Origin of the sequence: Amycolatopsis sp. NBC_01307 (assembly GCF_035975215.1) — a bacterium.
In the GTDB taxonomy this organism is placed as follows: Bacteria; Actinomycetota; Actinomycetes; order Mycobacteriales; family Pseudonocardiaceae; genus Amycolatopsis.
On record NZ_CP108403.1, the window covers coordinates 3,923,340 to 3,939,954 of the forward strand.

The 16,615-nt window shown below is 67.4% G+C and carries 18 protein-coding genes; 6 read left to right on the forward strand and 12 right to left on the reverse strand.

The features are described 5' to 3' along the window. The first annotated feature begins 150 nt into the window (after positions 1-150). Positions 151-1,152, forward strand: a complete 1,002-nt coding sequence (locus OG439_RS16400; RefSeq protein WP_326950219.1) for a glycosyltransferase family 2 protein — start codon at positions 151-153, stop codon at positions 1,150-1,152. Positions 1,153-1,194: 42 nt separating this feature from the next. On the opposite strand, the gene OG439_RS16405 is transcribed toward OG439_RS16400, so the two are convergent. Beyond that, positions 1,195-2,022: an SDR family NAD(P)-dependent oxidoreductase gene (locus OG439_RS16405; RefSeq protein WP_326950220.1), complete on the reverse strand. Its 828-nt coding sequence runs from the start codon at positions 2,020-2,022 to the stop codon at positions 1,195-1,197. Positions 2,023-2,118: 96 nt separating this feature from the next. Between OG439_RS16405 and OG439_RS16410 the strand changes: the two genes are divergently transcribed. Then, positions 2,119-2,712: a TetR family transcriptional regulator gene (locus OG439_RS16410; protein WP_326950221.1), complete on the forward strand. Its 594-nt coding sequence runs from the start codon at positions 2,119-2,121 to the stop codon at positions 2,710-2,712. 128 nt (positions 2,713-2,840) lie between these two features. Beyond that, positions 2,841-3,377, forward strand: coding sequence for an EF-hand domain-containing protein (locus OG439_RS16415; protein WP_326950222.1), 537 nt, complete (start codon positions 2,841-2,843; stop codon positions 3,375-3,377). Between the two features lie 16 nt (positions 3,378-3,393). Here the strand turns inward: OG439_RS16415 and OG439_RS16420 are convergent, their stop codons facing one another. Continuing rightward, the gene (locus tag OG439_RS16420) at positions 3,394-4,461 is read right to left on the reverse strand and encodes a hypothetical protein (RefSeq protein ID WP_326950223.1); all 1,068 of its coding nucleotides are present in this window, start codon (positions 4,459-4,461) and stop codon (positions 3,394-3,396) included. Positions 4,462-4,656: 195 nt separating this feature from the next. On the opposite strand from OG439_RS16420, the gene OG439_RS16425 reads away from it, so the two are divergent. Beyond that, positions 4,657-5,385, forward strand: a complete 729-nt coding sequence (locus OG439_RS16425) for a hypothetical protein (RefSeq protein ID WP_326950224.1) — start codon at positions 4,657-4,659, stop codon at positions 5,383-5,385. 50 nt (positions 5,386-5,435) lie between these two features. On the opposite strand, the gene OG439_RS16430 is transcribed toward OG439_RS16425, so the two are convergent. After that, a complete protein-coding gene (locus OG439_RS16430; protein ID WP_326950225.1) occupies positions 5,436-6,149 on the reverse strand; it encodes a class I SAM-dependent methyltransferase in 714 nt (237 codons plus the stop codon). A 95-nt stretch (positions 6,150-6,244) separates the two neighbouring features. On the opposite strand from OG439_RS16430, the gene OG439_RS16435 reads away from it, so the two are divergent. After that, entirely contained in the window at positions 6,245-7,168 is a 924-nt protein-coding gene (locus OG439_RS16435; RefSeq protein WP_326950226.1) for an AraC family transcriptional regulator, read from the forward strand. Here OG439_RS16435 and OG439_RS16440 read toward each other — a convergent pair. From OG439_RS16440 to OG439_RS16455, 4 genes are all read right to left on the reverse strand, one after another. After that, entirely contained in the window at positions 7,144-7,671 is a 528-nt protein-coding gene (locus OG439_RS16440; protein WP_326950227.1) for a hypothetical protein, read from the reverse strand. The genes OG439_RS16435 and OG439_RS16440 overlap by 25 nt on opposite strands. Positions 7,672-7,964: 293 nt before the next feature. Then, the gene (locus tag OG439_RS16445; protein ID WP_326950228.1) at positions 7,965-8,780 is read right to left on the reverse strand and encodes a hypothetical protein; all 816 of its coding nucleotides are present in this window, start codon (positions 8,778-8,780) and stop codon (positions 7,965-7,967) included. A gap of 168 nt (positions 8,781-8,948) precedes the next feature. Beyond that, positions 8,949-9,089, reverse strand: a complete 141-nt coding sequence (locus OG439_RS16450) for a hypothetical protein (RefSeq protein WP_326950229.1) — start codon at positions 9,087-9,089, stop codon at positions 8,949-8,951. Next, positions 9,086-10,210 carry a radical SAM protein gene (locus OG439_RS16455; RefSeq protein WP_326950230.1) on the reverse strand — a complete coding sequence of 375 codons (1,125 nt, stop codon included), beginning with the start codon at positions 10,208-10,210 and terminating at the stop codon, positions 9,086-9,088. Before OG439_RS16455 ends, OG439_RS16450 begins: the two co-directional genes overlap by 4 nt. 960 nt (positions 10,211-11,170) lie before the next feature. On the opposite strand from OG439_RS16455, the gene OG439_RS16460 reads away from it, so the two are divergent. Next, complete coding sequence (locus OG439_RS16460; RefSeq protein ID WP_326950231.1) at positions 11,171-12,472, forward strand: hypothetical protein; 1,302 nt, start codon at positions 11,171-11,173, stop codon at positions 12,470-12,472. Positions 12,473-12,481: 9 nt separating this feature from the next. Here the strand turns inward: OG439_RS16460 and OG439_RS16465 are convergent, their stop codons facing one another. The 5 genes from OG439_RS16465 to OG439_RS16485 are packed head-to-tail and all read right to left on the reverse strand — an operon-like array spanning position 12,482 to position 16,414. Further along, entirely contained in the window at positions 12,482-13,510 is a 1,029-nt protein-coding gene (locus OG439_RS16465; RefSeq protein ID WP_326950232.1) for an NAD-dependent epimerase/dehydratase family protein, read from the reverse strand. A gap of 54 nt (positions 13,511-13,564) precedes the next feature. After that, a complete protein-coding gene (locus OG439_RS16470) occupies positions 13,565-14,203 on the reverse strand; it encodes a hypothetical protein (RefSeq protein WP_326950233.1) in 639 nt (212 codons plus the stop codon). Next, positions 14,181-15,362, reverse strand: a complete 1,182-nt coding sequence (locus tag OG439_RS16475) for an MAB_1171c family putative transporter (RefSeq protein ID WP_326950234.1) — start codon at positions 15,360-15,362, stop codon at positions 14,181-14,183. The genes OG439_RS16470 and OG439_RS16475 overlap by 23 nt, the downstream gene beginning before the upstream one ends. 1 nt (position 15,363) lies before the next feature. Then, positions 15,364-15,948, reverse strand: coding sequence for a hypothetical protein (locus OG439_RS16480; protein WP_326950235.1), 585 nt, complete (start codon positions 15,946-15,948; stop codon positions 15,364-15,366). After that, complete coding sequence (locus tag OG439_RS16485; RefSeq protein WP_326950236.1) at positions 15,941-16,414, reverse strand: hypothetical protein; 474 nt, start codon at positions 16,412-16,414, stop codon at positions 15,941-15,943. Before OG439_RS16485 ends, OG439_RS16480 begins: the two co-directional genes overlap by 8 nt. Positions 16,415-16,615: the final 201 nt, after the last annotated feature.

Here is a 16,615-nt window from a genome sequence, read left to right on the forward strand (position 1 = left end):
AGTTCCGACACTGGGCGGGGGCTCTCCTCGGCCGCTTCCGCGGACCTCTCACGGCCCGGGTGGCGGCGCGGGATCGCGGTGAGAGGGTTGTGGCAGGCGCCTCGGCTGCACTGGTGAAGCCACTCTTCACCGAGCAGCTGGAGGTCTGCCATGGGGCAGCTGGTCTCGATCGTCGTGCCGAACCACAACGGCGCCCGCACGCTGCCTCAGTGCCTCTCGGCGCTGTCGGCCCAGACCCACCCGGACCTCGAGGTGATCGTCTCGGACGACGGCAGCACCGACGACTCGGTCGCGGTGGCCCGCGCGCACGGCGCGCACGTCGTCGCCACCGGCGTCAACGGCGGCTGCGGTGTCGCACGCAACGCCGGCCGGGCCCGCGCTCGCGGCGACGTCATCTTCTACGTCGACTCCGACGTGGCCCTCGCCCCGGACGCGGTCGCCACCGCCGTCCGCATCCTCGAAGCCGAGCCGGACACGGGTGCGGTGTGCGGTATCCAGGATCCCGAGCCGCTCGCCGAACCCACCATGATCGCGCAGTACCGCGGGCTGCAGTACCACTACTGGTCACTCAGCTCCCAGGGCACCGTGTCGTTCCTGTTCCCGTCGCTGTGCGCGATCCCGGCGAGGGTCCACGACGAGATCGGCCAGTTCAACCCGCGGCTCAAGCAGACCGAGGAGGTCGACTTCGGGCACCGGTTGTCGCGGCACTACCGGCTGCGGCTCACCCCCGAGGTGCGTGGGAAGCACGCGCACGACCGGCGCCTGAAGGTGCTGCTGCGCAAGCTCTTCCACCGGGCCCGCCTGCGCATCCCGCTGTACGCCCGGTCCCGGCACTTCGCCACCGGCTTCGAAACGCGGGAGCGGGCGTGGGCGAGCCTGGCCGCCGCGGCGTCGATCCCGGCGTTCGCGGCGGCGTTCGCCGGCCCGTGGGGACTGCTCGCGCCCGGCCTGCTCATCGCCGCCTCGATCGCCGGTGACCGCGGGATGTACGGGTTCGTCCGGCAGCAGCGCGGCCCGGCGTTCACCGTCTTCTTCGCCGGAGTGCACTACCTGGTCAACCTGACGATCGTCGCCGGAGCCGTGGCCGGGGTGGCGCAGTGGACGACGTCGCGGACGTTCCGCCGCCTCTACGAGCAGCCGGTCACCCCCTGAATAGGCCGTTATACGACCCACCCGGCTGCTGGAGCCGGTCCGTCAAGCCGTTGCGTGCTTCTTCGTGCTCGCTCGGCGGGACGGATCCGTCAGGCGGTGCATCATGGTGACGCTGGCCCGGCGGGGCATCAGGCGGCTGAAGGTCGCGCCCATGCGGTTTGATCGGCCGTCGATGGTGCTTGGGCCCGGGTTGCGGCTCTCCAGGTGGGACAACGCGGTGGCGACGACGTTCTCGGGGGTGCGCGCCTTGGCTCCCGCGGTGGCGTCGTCGGTGCCGACGACGGCGTTGAACTCGGTGCTCGTCGCTCCTGGGGACAGAGCGAACGCGATGACTCCGCTGCCGCGCAGCTCGGCCCAGAGCGACTCGGTGAAGCTGAGGACGAACGCCTTCGTCGCGCCGTAGACGGCCATCCGCGGCGTCGGCGTGTAGGCGGCCATGCTGGCGACGTTGATCAGGAAGCCTTGCGCCGCAACGATGTCCGGCAGGAACGCGGAGCTCAGCTGCACCGGGGCGGAGACGTCGACCGCGATCTCCCGGGTCAGGCGGGCCGGGTCTTCGCCGGCGAACTCGCCGAACGTGCCGAACCCGGCGTTGTTGATCAGACTGGTCGCCGTGAGCCCGGCGTCGGCCACCGCCGCTTTCAGGTCCGGGCCGACCGTGGGCGAGGCGAGGTCGAGCGCGATCGCCGTCGCGGTGACCTGGTGCTTCCGCTCCAGCTCGGCGGCCAGCTCCTGAAGGCGGTCGAGCCGGCGCGCCACCAGGATCAGGTTCGCGCCCCGGGCGGCCAGGGCGTGTGCGAACGCGGCGCCGATGCCGGAACTGGCTCCCGTGACGATGACGGTCTGGCTGCGGTAGTCCGGTCGCGGCATCGGGTTCTCCCAGGGGTTGATCGGCCGACTGACTGAGTCACCGTATGCCCGCCTGGCACTCAGTGTCAATCTGGCGCTCGGTGTATGATCGCGTCCATGGCCAAGCAGGACGACCTCTGGACCCGATCGCGCCAGGCGGCGTACGCGGAGATCACGCGCGTCGCCATGACGCTGTTCCTCGAGCAGGGGTTCGACGGGACGACGATCGATCAGATCGCGGCGACCGCGGGCATCTCACGGCGCTCGTTCTTCCGCTACTTCGGGACGAAGGAGGACATCGTCCTCGGCGATCTGGCGAACCAGGGCGCGCTCGTGCGCGACATCCTGGAGAGCATCCCCGTGTCGGTGCCGCCCTGGGAGGCGCTGCGGGAAGCGCTCTGGCGCGTCGACGGCGAAGGGCTGCAGTCCGAAGTGGGGCTCAAGATCGCCAAGATGATGTACGACACCCCGTCGCTGAGGGCGCGAAGCATCGAGAAGCACCTTCAGTGGCAGGAGCAACTCGTCCCGAACATCCGGCTACGGCTGGGCGTCGCCGCCGACGACGCGACCGACCCGGCGGCCGACGCGATCGTCGCCAGCGCCATCGCCTGCCTGGACGTCGCCGGCCAGATCTGGGCGAAGTCCGACGGCGCCGCCGACCTCGCCGAGCTGTACGACCGCGCGGTGGGCGCCGTGGGAAATCCCCGTTGAGCCGTCAGGCTTTCCGGGCCGGCTCACCGTCCGTGAAGTGCCGACACGCCAGGGAAACACCGTCGGCGATCCGGTCCACCTTTCGTGCGACTGCCCGATACCGGCCACCGGTCCTAGAGTTCCGAACCATGACCACCGCCCTGAGGACCGAGCACGAAGTCCAGCGATTCGAGAAGTGGGACGCCAACGGAGACGGCGTCATCGATCGCACCGACTACGACGCGGAGGCCCGCCGCATCGTCGAGGCCTTCGGCGAGACCACGACCAGCGACCGCGGCCGGGCCGTCCGCGACGCCCTGCTCGCGATGTACCAACGGCAGGCCGAAGCCGCGGGCGTCGGCCCGAACGGCGCCATGAACCAGGAACAGTACCTCTCCGCCAACCGCGAACTGATGTACGAACGCGGCGACAGCGGGTTCGAAGACCTGCTCCGCCCGACCATCGCCGCCATCGCCGACCTGTGCGACACCGACCGCGACGGGTACGTGAGCAAGGTGGAACTGCGCCGCTGGCTCGGCCCGGCGGTCGGGTTGAGCGACGCCGGCTCCGACGCCACGTTCGACCGCATCGACCTCGACGGCGACGGCCGCCTCACCGTGGACGAACTCGTCATCGCCGTCCGCGAGTTCCACTACGGACGGTCGGACATCCGGCTGCTCGGCTGACCCGCCCCGTCCGGGCTCAGGGCAACGGCTTCGCGGGGTAGATCCGCAGCCGCTGGGCCGGCATGTCGTACGTCCCCGGCCCCGGCAGGCCGGGGACCAGCAGCGTGTCACCCCGCAGCGGGAGTTCGAAAGCGTCGGCGGGATCGGGCTCCAGGGTGGCGATCGACTTGTCCGTCCAGGCCTGGGCCGGCGCGCCGCTCGTGAGCCGGTAGCCGGTCACCTTGCGCAGCTCCGACAGCGGCGGGTCGGCGTAACCGTCGTTGCGCAGGAGATAACCGCCGGGGCGGGCGACGACCGAGCCCGGCACGATCGGCATGCCGCCCGCGGTGAGCACGTGCAGCGACGGGCCGCCGCGCTTCCAGCTGTCGGTGGGGTCGCCCTGGCGCTCGGCCAGCGTCTTCTTGAGCACCTGGACCGAGGCCGCGTGGTCGAGGCAGATCTCGACGCCCACGGTGGTGTTCGCGTCGACCTCGAACAACCGCTCCCGGACCAGCTCCTTCTCTGCGTAGGCCGCCTGCAGCTCGGCGGTCTTCCCCACCGCGAAAGCCATCGGGATGCCGTCGAGCCCCGACGGCAACCGCTTCTCGATGCGCCGCGCCTCGCCGGTCCCGACGCCGCCACGCATGTGCCACACGGAGTTGTAGAAGGTGCGCCGGCCCTGGACCATCGTGTCGGAGTGCCACAGCACCGAGCCCGGCACGATCAGCCAGTTCTTGAGGCGCACGGCGTGGAACATCCGGTCCAGGGCGTCCCACGTGGCCAGGTACTCCTCCGTGGAGTAGGTGTGGTGGGTGGCCGGGTCGGCCGGCCGGAAGTAGAACTCCGGCGCCACGAACACCTTCAGCGTCGACGGATCGTCGGTGTCGCGGACGTTCATCTGCGCGATGTGCACCACCGCGGCCAGCCGGCGGAGCCGGACGAACCAGTCGGCCGTCGTCCCGCGCGGGCCCGCCACCGGGATGTCGGGGATCGCGTCGCACAGACCGCCGGGTGGCAGTCCGGCGAGCGTCGGCCCGGCGATGTCGGTGCGGTTGGTCGCCGTCGGCACTTCGTAGGCGATGTACCGGAAATGGGTGTACGGCACGGGACAAGCCCCTCCCTCGACGGCGAACCGGTCACCGACGTTACCGGCTCGCCGCCGGCCTGACTCTCGACCGATCGGTGCTTTCCGGCCCGGAGGCGGTCAGTCATTTCCGGACCACGGCAACGGTCGCGGCCTGGCAATGCCGGGTACCGGCACTGTCGACGGATTGTCGACGGCGAGTGGCACCGTCAAGGGGTGAGCGGCACATCCGCAGGGGGAAAGCCAAAGTGCACGCCCCTCGCTCAGAGCCCTTGCCGCATCACGACATTCACCTGGCAGCAATCCACGATCCGGAGGATCACCGTGAAATTTCGCAGACTTCCCATCGCAGCCGCGGCCGTCGGCGCGGTGACCGTGCTCGGCGCCGGAGTCCTGGTCACCACCCAGGCCGACGCCGCGGACAGCAGCATCAGTTTCGCCATGGTCCGGTCGGGCGTGGCCGCCAACGCCAACTGCCTCGCGGCGGCCACCGCGAAAGTACGGGTGGTGACGCACGGACAGAACGAAACCATGACCCTGCGCGCGACCGGACTGCCGCCCGACACCGATTTCGACCTGTTCATCACCCAGGTACCGAACGCGCCGTTCGGCGTGTCGTGGTACCAGAGCGACCTGGAATCCGGCGACGACGGCACCGCGTCGGTCTCCGTGATCGGCCGGTTCAACGTCGAGACCTTCGCGGTGGCACCGAACACCGCACCGGCGCCGGTGGTCCACCCCCAGGACGCGGCGAGCAATCCGGCCTTCGCGCCGATTCACACCTTCCACGTCGGCTTCTGGTTCAACTCGCCCGCCGACGCCGTCAAGGCGGGCTGCCCCGGCACGGTCACCCCGTTCAACGGAGAACACGACGCCGGAGTCCAGGCCATGAGCACCCGCAACTTCGCCGATGACAACGGACCCCTGCGCCAGCTCGTGTCCTGAGCAGTATCGCGAGCCGGCAGGCCGCCGGAGGGACGGCCCGCTTGCACCGTTCAGCTCGAGGGACGGGTTGCCTGCACGAAAGTGATCCGGCCGAGCCGGTGGTCGGCGTGCGCAATCTCCCTGGCGTCACCGAACCCGGCGGTTTCCAGCAGCGTGACGACGCCATTGCCACGGGCCACGGCCGGGTTCCGCGCTCCCCGATGACGTAGAACACGGGGCAGGTGCCGAAGGGCCCGGCCGTGGCCATGGTCGTGTGTGGAGGCGCCGCCGAAGTCGGCGATCGTGACTCGCCCGCCCGGTCGGAGTGCGCGAAACGCGTCGCGTGCGAACGCCACCCGCCCGTCGTCGTCGAGGTGGTGCAGGGCCAGCGACGAGATCACGTGGTCGAGCGACACGTCTTCGGCGGGGATCCGGTCGGCGTATCCCTGAACGAGCGTCAGGGATACGCCCCGGCGGCGGGCCTTGCGCATGCCCCGGCGCAGGGCGTCTCCGTCGGGATCAAGACCGCTCACCCGGGCAGCCGGCTGGGACGCGAGCACCGCCAGCGACAGGTTGGCCGTGCCGCAGCCGACGTCGACCACCGCCTGCCCGGACTCGATGCCGGCAAGATCGGCCAGCCGCTCGTGCAACGCTCCGACGCCGGCGAACCGCGTGAAGACGTCGTAGAACGGGAGAAGCCAGGTCTTCCTCATGCCCGGCAGGAACGAGCGGTCCCGCTCCTGCGGGGTGCGCTGATCGAAGAACCGTACGTCCGTCGTGGCCATGGAGTGCTCCCTGCGCGGTCGGTGTCGTCTGCCTCCAGTCTTGGACATCCTGTGGTTCCGCGGCGGGAGGTACGTTGGCCGGCGTGGGACATTCTTTGGGCACTGACGAGTCACGGCACTCCGCGGTGCTGCGCACGGTGCGACCCGACGGAACGCCGGTCTACCGCCACCGGCAGCGGCCCGGCGTGCCGCCGGTCTCGGTAGTCCGCTTCGACACCGAAGACGCCCACGCCCACCTGCCGCCGGACCACCGGCACGCCCACGACTTCCTCGTCCTGGTCTACGTCGAGGAAGGCACCGGCTCGTTCGCCGTCGACGGCACCGAACGGCCACTGCGGGCCGGCGAGGTCCACGCCGTGCCTCCCGGGCAGGTCATCGGCGTCGCCGCCGTCACCGAACTCGCCCGCAGCCGCGCGTGGTCGGTCGCGTTCACGCCGGACGCCGTCCCCGCGCTGGCCTCGGTCTCCCCGCTGGCCTGGACCCATCACCCGCTGCTCGCCCTGTTCGCCCCCGGCGCGGCGCCCGGCCGGGTCGCCGGGCCCGACCGGGTGAGCTGGTCGGCGTGGCTGGCGGACCTGGCCGGGGAGCTGGCCGACCCGGACCGGCTCGGCGCCCACGAGGCCGTCGCCGCGCTGCTGACCCGGCTCCTGGTCGCGGCCGCGCGGCTGGCACCGTCCGCTCCGAGCGCGCCGGATCCGCTCACCGAGCGGGTCTTCGCCGAGATCGAGGCGACGTTCCGGGAACCGGTCTCCGCCGCGGACGTCGCCCGCGCACTCGGCTACACCCCAGGACACCTCACGACCGTGCTCCGCAAACGCACCGGCCGCCCCCTGCTCGAATGGATCACCGAACGGCGCATGACCGAGGTCCGGCGCATGCTGCGCGAGACGGACCTGCCGCTCGACGCCATCGCCACCCGGACCGGCCTGCGTGACGCCACCTACCTCGTCCGCCGCTTCCGCGACCGCTACGGCATCACCCCGCAGCGCTGGCGTCACGCCCAGCGGGCTTGGCCCTGACCATCGCTCGTCGCGGGAAAGGGCTTTCTCGACGAGATCGTCACCACGCACTGGCAGGTACCGGCTACGTGGCAGACCCGCACGGGATCGGCCGGCGAGAACTCCCCGTGTCCCTCTCCCCCGAAATCTATCCTGATGAGGTCGGGTGAAAGCGGGTCGAGCACCGTTCCACGCCGCACTCGCCGGCTGCCGGTCGCCGGGTCGGGCTCGCTGAACACCAGCACCCGGTCGCCCGGGGCGAAATGGTTCCAGCAACCACCGTTGAGGGTGCTCCAGGCGACCGTGAACGCCTGCTGGACCGCCGTGACGTCCGCACCCAGCGCCGCCGCCAACCGCAGCAGGACGGTCTTCGGCGGGGGTGCGATCGGCTGGCCGGTCGCCTCCGGCGTGACCCACGACTGCAAATAGCGGGCGGGCATTCCGGCACTGTCGGAGATCGTCTGCACCGACCACTCCGGCCGGTAGCACTCGAAGAGCTCCGCGATGCGCGACTCGGACTTCACGGCTCCTCCTGAGCGTCGGTACGCCACCCACCCTACACATACTTGTTGGTCGACACGCAAGTTACTTAACCGCGACCGTCGCCGAAGTCCGTGAATGTCGCATTGAGGGACACTACGTCCGGCAAAGTCAATTTGAAACTGACGCACCTAAACGTCAGAAGAGCGTTTTGCCTGGTAGAAGCACTCTTAGCAAGACGAGATCGCCGGGTGGATGCGGGTGCCTGACCAGTCCGGCTACTAGGGGTAGTCACGTCGAATTCCCCGGTAGCCGGACTGGCCAGGGCAACCTGTCGTTACCGAACGTTACCGAGTTCACTCTCCGTCGATCGATATTCCGACCACTTGCGCGCGGCGTCTGCCATCCCCACGATCCAAGGTTCCGGGTCGACCTCGGCGATCTCGCTCCACAGCGCTGCTTGCGCGGCCGCGAAGGCGGCCACGGCGTCTGTCGGCGCGTCGTTCCACGAAGGAATCTCAGCGGCCCAGTTCTCAGCTTCCCGAGGCGAGTGGCCCGAAGCGATCAGCCAGACAACCCAGCATGCGGGGTCGATCCAGGCTGCACCCCGAGTTGCCCATGCCCAGTCCACGAACAACGCCGTGTCGCCGACAAGGACGTTGCTGGGGCTCCATTCGGTGTGGAGAAGGTGCTCGCCCTTGAACAGGTCCGGATCGTCCGCGTAGTTCGCCCAACGCTTCTCGGCGAGCTTGAGTTCGATGTCAGGACACGGTAGCTCCTGCAATGTTCGCAGAGACCTGACGAACTTCGCCAGATCGGGTGAAGATGGCGAATAGTCGATGTGCCGGCCTGGCGCGTGCTCGAAGGCGAGCAGGTTCCACTCGTCCGTGTCGATCGACCATCGCAGCGCCGCAGTCACCGGTAGGACATGGGGATTGACCGCCTTCTCGCGGTCCTGAGTCCAGACTCGCGGATGCTCAGCGCGCAGGCCCTTGACGAACGTCGTCTGACTGTCCGAGTGAAGCACTGCGGCGAGTTCGGAGTTGAAGCCGCTCGACACGGGCTCGACGCGATCGAGTGGCCCCGTTCGCGCTTCAACGTCGTGGCGAATGTCTTCAGAGAGTGAGTCCCATGTGACTCGTGTCGTGACCACGGAGGCACCTTACGTTCGGTGGAGCCTCGGGGCAGGCCGAGGTCTGCCCCGAGGCTCCAGGTGTGCAGCCCGCCCGATCGAAGCGGACTTAGCGGTGGTGGGCCCCGCCTCGGGGCCGCAGTAGGGCAGGTGTCGGGCCTGCTCTGGCGGTGCGGGGCCAGCCGCCGCTTACCGGTACGGGTTGTCGTCGTTGCAGCCGCAGACGATCGTGTTCGAGGTGAAACCTTCCAGATCGGGAATGATCTGAATGTCGACCTCCTCGGGATCGGTCCTCGGCGGCGGTTCGAGCGTGAGCGCGACTGCGGTCATTGGTCGACTTCCTTCCTCTTCTCGGTGTGCTGGCAGTAGTTAGCCAGCGGAGCCTTCGCCTTGCGGAACAACGAGGCCAGTGGCATGCATGTACCGCACGTGCCACTAAGCTGGCAGCCCGTGCATCCGCCCTGGCGAAGCAATAAGCCGTCTGCGATACCTCCGAGACGACGTAAACCTTCGACGCCTTCCTTTACCAGCGAGATCTTCGGATCGCGCGCGACCTTGCAGGTGCTCGCATTCCCGTGCGGATCGACGTGGAAAAAGGTGTTCCCAGCGTCGCATCCGGTGAACACGGAACGCTTGGTCAGATGCTGGGGATACTGGCTCCGTAGAACGTCAGATCCCCCGTAGATAGTAGGCGAGATGTTTGCAAAATCGGTGGACGGAAGTCCGTACTTCTCTGCCAGTGCATGCATTGCATCCACTTCATGGGCATTATCGCTTGTGACGATAATGCTGAGTTCGAGAGGTAATCCGGCTTCGTGCACGGCCGCTAATCCTTGCGAAAATGCCTTATAAGATCCACGTCTTTGCGTCAGGCCGTCGTAGGTTTCTTCCGTGGCGCCGTAAACGCTGAGGGTAAGTTTCTGCGGTGGCCGCTTCGCGAGTAGGTCGAGCATGATCGGGTTGTGAAGTCGGGACCCGTTAGTCAGCACTTCGATCATCATGCCGAGCGAGAAAGCATACGAATAGGTTGAAGTGAAGAGCTGGTCGATCATCGGCTCGCCGCCAGTCAGCTGTAGCCAGACTACGCCCGCATCGCGCAACGCGTGCAGCACGTCGACCCGGTCGGTCCACGGAAGACCTTCAAATTCCTTCATTCCAAGGTAGCAGTGTTTGCAGTCGTAGTTGCATCCAAGGTTCAGCTCGTAGCTAGCCTGACCATAGTTGAAGCTGGATGGACTCCTGACCAGTGTCACGTCGCCGACCTTTTGATCTCGGATGTCAAGACCCCAGGTTCGCTGCGCCACGCCGGTGAGCCACTCCGGGCACAACTCCGAACTTCCAAGCGCCCTCAGTTGCTCAAACTTCTCCTCGGGAATTTTCAGACCCTGGGATTTTCCGGGGTGAAGGAGCAAGAACTCGCCTTGGAACGGGGTTGCAATCACTCGATGCATGTAAATGGCCCTTCGTCTTTACTTCGACCTATGGTCGCGTCGCGATGGTGTGGAGATCGGGTGGTCAGCCGCCGAACCAGCCGCTGTTCTTATTTGCTTCTTGAGATCGAGGTGGCGGAACCCGCCCGGGCTTCCTCTTGGGTAACGGCGGAAGGGCGGGGATTACCTGAGTGTCTTGGTCGACCGGCCAAGGCGGAAAGCATTCCGCACAGAGAACGCCTGGGCTAGTGGCGTTGTCTTGAGTGCAAACTATCCCGCAGTTTGATATGCCAAATAGCTTTTCGTTGGCCTGCAGGCGCTTGCCGCTGTCGTCGATCTGATGTAGCACGTCTGGATGTAGAACTGCGCGCCAAACAGTCGGGGCCGATTGCTCTTGCTTGCGTGGCGCAGAATTGCCAACCCTCGACCGCTGCGCGGAAGTGTCGCGCTCAAGTAGCGCGGTCCGGGTAGTCATGATTTTCGCATCACGCTGGGCAGATAAACGGTGATCATCGGGAAAGTCCTCTCGGTCGGGAGCTGGTCCGCGTAACCCAAGGGGGTGGCGTCGCGATGGCTACGCGGACCAGCTACGCAGGCACCCGGGTAGTGCGGCCCGGGGTCGGATTACCTGCGCTCCTTTACTAGCGCGATCGCCCGCGTCTTGGCGATCGCGCCCCAGTCGCCCCATGCCGGCTGCGCGATGCGCTCGCCGCGACTGGTCGACACCCAGTGCCCGGACTGGCGTCAGGACCCAGACCGGGCACCGGGCTGCTCAAAGCAGGAAAGAGACCGCCCGTGATGCTCGCCGAGCTAGACATTCTGTCCTCCCTGCGTCGAAGTGCTGTAGTTCGATCTTGAGCGGCAGTCACCGGCATACGGAGGCCATGAGGGGGCCATAGGAGGCCATGTCGAGGACATTTACGCAGCTCAGCCCCCCATTTGGCTCAAGAATCGGTAGCGTGGTGGGCAGGAGGGAGCGACATGGCGAACAGGGATCCGCGTTCGAGACTGGAGCAACTGGCGCAGGCGCGCCGCCTCTCGTTGGGCGACTTCCTGCGGGAGTTCCCCCGGCAGGCGGAGGCGGCTGGCGAAGAGGGGCCCTTCCACGTCTCCGAGCGTCAGGCGAAACGGTGGCTGGCCGGTGGTGCGCCATTGCCGCGCGCCGTGTCGTGCAGGGTGCTGGAGCACTGGTTCGAGGAACCCGTGGAGCAGCTGCTCGGCCCTCCCAAGTTCGAGGTCGCCGTTGCCGCGGTTTCAGAAGAGGAGATCATCGTGAACGCCGCCCGCGAGTCGGCTAACCACTCCATCGAATCGTCGTCGGCCATCGACCCCTCGGCGCTGGAACAGCTGGCCGCCATGGCTGCACAGTCTGCGGTCGATTACTACAAGACGTCGTCAATCGAGATGCTGAGCAGCCTGGTTGCGCTACGCAACAGCGTGTACGAACAACTCGACCGCACCCACAAGCCTCGTCAGCAGGCCGAGCTGTACTTGATAGCGGGCCAGGTCTGCGGGTTGTTGTCTTCAGTGTCGTGGGACCTCGGCTACGCCGACAAGGCGGAAGAGCAGGCCCGCGCCGCTCACACCTACGGAAGCGTGATCGATCACCTCTCGCTGTCCGCGTGGGCGCGCGCTCTGCAGGTCACTGTGGCGTTCTGGGACGGCCGGCCTCGGCACGCCGTGACGATCGCGCAGGCGGCGCTGGAGACGGCGCCTGCCGGGACTGCCCGGGCTCGGCTGCACTCGGTGAAAGCTCGTTCGCTTGCGCTCCTCGGTGCGCGGCAAGAGGTACAGGCCGAGCTGACGAAAGCAGCCGATGAGCTGGACCGCGCCGGGGACGACCCGTTCTTGGACGAGATCGGGGGCGAACTCGGTTTCGATCGTTCGCGGCACGCACTGTGCGCGGGTGCAGCATTCGTCGCGCTGGGCGACGGCGACCAGGCCGAAGTGGAGGCGCTACGGGCTCTCGAACTGTTCGGCGAGCTGCCCGAAGCCAATCGGTGGGCTGCCGGTGAATCCGGAGCCAGGATCGACCTCGGGACCGCGCGGGTTCTGCGCGGCGATCTCGCTGGGGCCGAATCAGCGCTGCGTCCTGTCCTCGAACTCGACCCTCCCCGGCGCACGGAGGCTGTCGCCTTGCGCATGCAGAACCTCGGCCGCATGCTCGGTACGGCTCGATATCGCGGGGCGATCGAAGCAATCACCCTGGGGGACGAGATCGAAGACTTCACCACTCACAGCCTCGCGCGGACGACCGTCAGGGCCATCACAGACGGGCGCTGACGCAAAGGGTTACCTCTTGTGCTTCTCCCACGCTGAAAGGATTTCCAGCTCCTTCCTTGGATCGATCCCTTGTTCCCCTGCTCGCTCGTGGTTGACCGCGCCGTCCCCGGAATGTAGCCACCGCCACGTATCCACGACCGTCTCCGCAAGCGGGCGAGTAATGAAGCCAGCTTCGCGGGCACGGGAGGACGCAACATCCCATGCGCCTGCATAGGTTCGCCAGAGTGGAAGTTCCGTCCACTGAGCGACTCCTTGCGCCACAAGCCAATTCTCGTCCGTGACCCACTCGAAGGTTGCATCTGAGCCGACTGCTTGGCGGCAGGCGCGGAGAAAGTCCTCCATCGTTTCGTTGCCGGAGCCGGTCAGGTTGAAACTGCCGCTCAGGTTCGCGCTGACCGCGTGCAGGGCGAACGACGCGACGTCGCGCACGTCGACGGGCTGTATGGAACGCTCCGGGCGGCCCGGTGCGAGAACAACGCCGCTCCGCTCAACCCGATGCAGCCACCACGGCAGACGGCCAACGTATTCCCTGGGGCCGAGGATGACGCCAGGCCGTAGCGATACTGCGCGCTCCAGGCCGAACACCTCGTTAACGGCTCGTTCGCATCCTGCCTTCGTGAAGCCGTACACAGAGGGGCCAGGATCGCCGTCGAATCCGAAGTCTGGGCCCGCGTTGCTCGGGGCGTCGAGGACGGCGGAGTCATCGGTCAGCGGTTCGGTCGGCCATCCTTCGTAGACGGATACCGTCGACACGAAGACGTACTTCGCCGCAACCGGTTCGAGCGCGCGAGCGACGGCGACGGTTTCCCGTGGGACGAAGCCCGACGTGTCCAGCACCGCGTCCCACGGCCCCTCGGCGGCAAGTCGCTGGAGGTCCGCCTGGGCGGTCCGGTCACCTCGGATCGTTCGGACCCCTGCCGCATCCGCACCCGACTTGCCGCGCCGGAAGGTCGTCACTTCTGCGCCTGCTTCGAGCGCAGCGTCTACGATCGAACGGCCGAGGAACCAGGACCCACCCAAAACCAGTACACGCGTCACGCTGCCATCTTCGCGGACGTCCGCGAAGTCCTCAACCGCGATGGCACCCGACGGTCAGACCAGGACGGCCACCAGCGCCAGGTACACGCCGCCGCCTACGACGATGCCGGCCAGCGACCCGGTGGCGACCTCGGCGGCTGTGTGGTCGCGCAGTTCGACGCGAGACCAGCAGACCCAAGCGACGGCGAGAAACAGGACGGCCAGCCACGGTCCGTAGGTCCACATCAGCATGACCGTGGCGCCTGCCGCAACGATCGCGTGCATGGAGATCTTGAACCTCAGTCCGAACGTGATCGCCAAGGCGAGCAGCAGACACGCCAGTTCGGCGGCCGCGAGCGCGACCATCTCCCGAGGCGCGCCGCCGACCAGCAGCACGACGAAGCCGAGCGCGAGAGAACCGATGCACGCGGCGAAGGGAACGAGCCGTCCGGCCCGGTTCGTCACGTGGTGGCTGTCCCACTTGCCGCGCTTCGCGCCCCGGACGATGACCGCCATGGGGATCAGCGAGCCGGTGACGCCGACGACCAGACCCCAGAGCAGCGTTTCGCCGAAGTGGTGACCAGTGACCTGCCAGGCCACGACCAACGGCAACCCGAGCACCCAGACCCAGGGGGCAAGCACCTCGGTGGCGACGCGGGCCAGCCGTTGCCGGGCTCCGCTGGGCGCCGCTTCAGTGGGCAGGGTTGACGACATGGGCGCGTGGCTCCTTCAGGCTGCTGGTGAGCTGGGCGTAGGCCGCAGCGACGGCGGCCAGCCAAGAGGCTTCCTCGCGGTAGTCCTCGGTCTCCGCCGACGTGAACGTTACCGGCCTGTCCGGATTCACCGGATCAGTGCTGGCCAGGGCTGTGGCAATGGTCACCGCCTGGGCGGTGGCGGCGGCCGGTACCGCCGTCTGGCCGGCCTCCTGCTCGGCAGATGCCAGTGCGGCGGAGTACACGGCAGGGTCCAGGTAGGGCTGCAGCGGGCCGACCAGGACGTCGTTCATCTCGGTCAGACGCTGCCGGACGCGGTCGGTGATGTCGGCGCGTCGGGCCGGGCGAGCCTGGAACTTGACCTCGGGCGCATACGTCGTGAGGTCGCGCCAGAGCGGTTCCATCTGCCGGTGATCTCGCCGCATGCGGTTGCGTGGTCCGACGGCGGGCACGGTCACACCCGCCATGAGCAGCAGGATGCCAGCTGTGGTCAGCAGACCAGCGATGACGCCGTTGATCGAGTGCGCGGCCGCCGACTGCAGACCGAGTGCCAAGGCGACCGAGAAGAGCGCCTTCTCCGCCACGAACGCGAGGCCCGCGATGCCGCCCCACCGCAGGAGGCGCAGTCCGGTCCGCAGGTAGCCGCGGGGCAGTTGCCGGGCGTGGCGTGCGACGTGGAACACGTCGAACATCGCGATGCCGAGGTAGATCTCAAACACGGCGAGGTAGACCACGGCGATTACGGGGTTGCCTGCCTCGCCGTTGATCGCCGTCTGGTCTCCGTGGGCGGGGCCGAGGATGTAGAAGACGAGCAGCGCTAGCTGCGCCACGGCGAGCAGCCGCGTGCGAACACGTGCCCGTGCCGGAACCTCGGTGGCCGGGTGGGCGAGGTACAGCACGAACAGCTGAAGCCAGTACGCGGCGAACAGCGCGAACACGTGAACCAGGTAGTTCGGCAGCGTTGCGAGGCCGAGAAGCCAGCTGCCGACGCCGAGGTCAAAGCCAAGCAGCAGCGCCAGGTCCAGTGCTGCCAGGGCTTTCACCATCGCCAGCAGGCTCGGTGTGCGGGACCGACGCCACGATCGGAACCAGTAGATCAGCGCGCCGGTGACGGCAAGCCAGACCAGCACTGATTGAAGTTGGGCGATGATGAGGGACAACTCAGTCCTCCAGGACACGGTAGCGGGCGGCCGGCGTCTCGCCGGTTGCACTGAGGTTGGGGCGGGTCTGGCGCTCGACCAGGTAGGCGAAACTCTCGGCGGCCTGCTCCTGGTCTTCGGCGAAACCCCCTGCGCGTTTCACGGCGCTGACGACGTCGGCCTGCCCCAGCTCGCTGCCGCCGACCGCAGGGCGACCGATCTGCTCGCCGACGTGACGACACGAGATGTGGCCGAGCTCGTGCAGGATGATGTGCCGCTGGTGGGACGGCGTGGTGTCGGTCCGGTAGAAGACGTAGTCCGCTACCTGACTGTTGATCCACACGCCGTAGGGCAGCGAGTCATCCGCCTGACGGAACTCGGCGACAACCGCGTCCGGGTACGGCATGACCTTGATCGGTCGCCCCCGGAACCGGGACAGCTTCGCCGCCAAGGCTTCAAGTTCGATGGTTGCGGACAGGTCGAGTGCGTCGACGAGCTCGCGGACGGCGTCGACCTGCGTCACAGGGGCACTGCCGCCAAGCGGGTCGACGTGTCGCGAACGCTCGAACAGCCTGAGAAGACATCGCCGGGCGCGGCGCTCAGCCATGTTCGGTCTCCGCGCTGTCCTCTCCCTCCAGCGCGCTCACATGCGCGGCGAGAGCTGCAAGCAGTTGCTGACTCCGGTCGGACATGCCATCGAAGCTGCGCCGCATCACCGACTGTGGCCCCCGAGGTATCGGGAGACCTGCGCCAGCCTTGATTCGCTTGCGCCACGCGTCATACACCGGACGGTCGAGAAAGAACCCTGCGGGTACAACGAAAAACGCCGCCAGTCCCACCACGACGTTGGTACGCGGATTGTCCTTGCGCCCCTTGCGCAGCATCCACAAGTACGAGTGCGAAGCGTCCACGCCGGACGCCTCCAAGGCGTCCGCCACATCGCGGTCGCTGTATGGCTTTCCGTCGTCGCGCAGTCGCTGGTCGTACAGGAAGCTCAACGCCTCCGCGAACGACACGGCCCCCTCTCCGGCCACCGGTTCCCCCTCTTGCTTACGCCCGTAAACAGTTTCCATCGGACTTCTCGTTTCTGTGTTGACAGACGATCAACCGACCTGGATAAAGTCGGCTCACACCACGCTGCCAGCCAGCACAAACGCTCGACTAGAAAATGTTTACAGCCATTAACTTGTGACCTCCGCGTGCGACCGTTCCGACCGAACGGCCTCGCCGTGGAGATGCGCTCCCAAGATCATCCATCGTGAGGTCTTGTACGC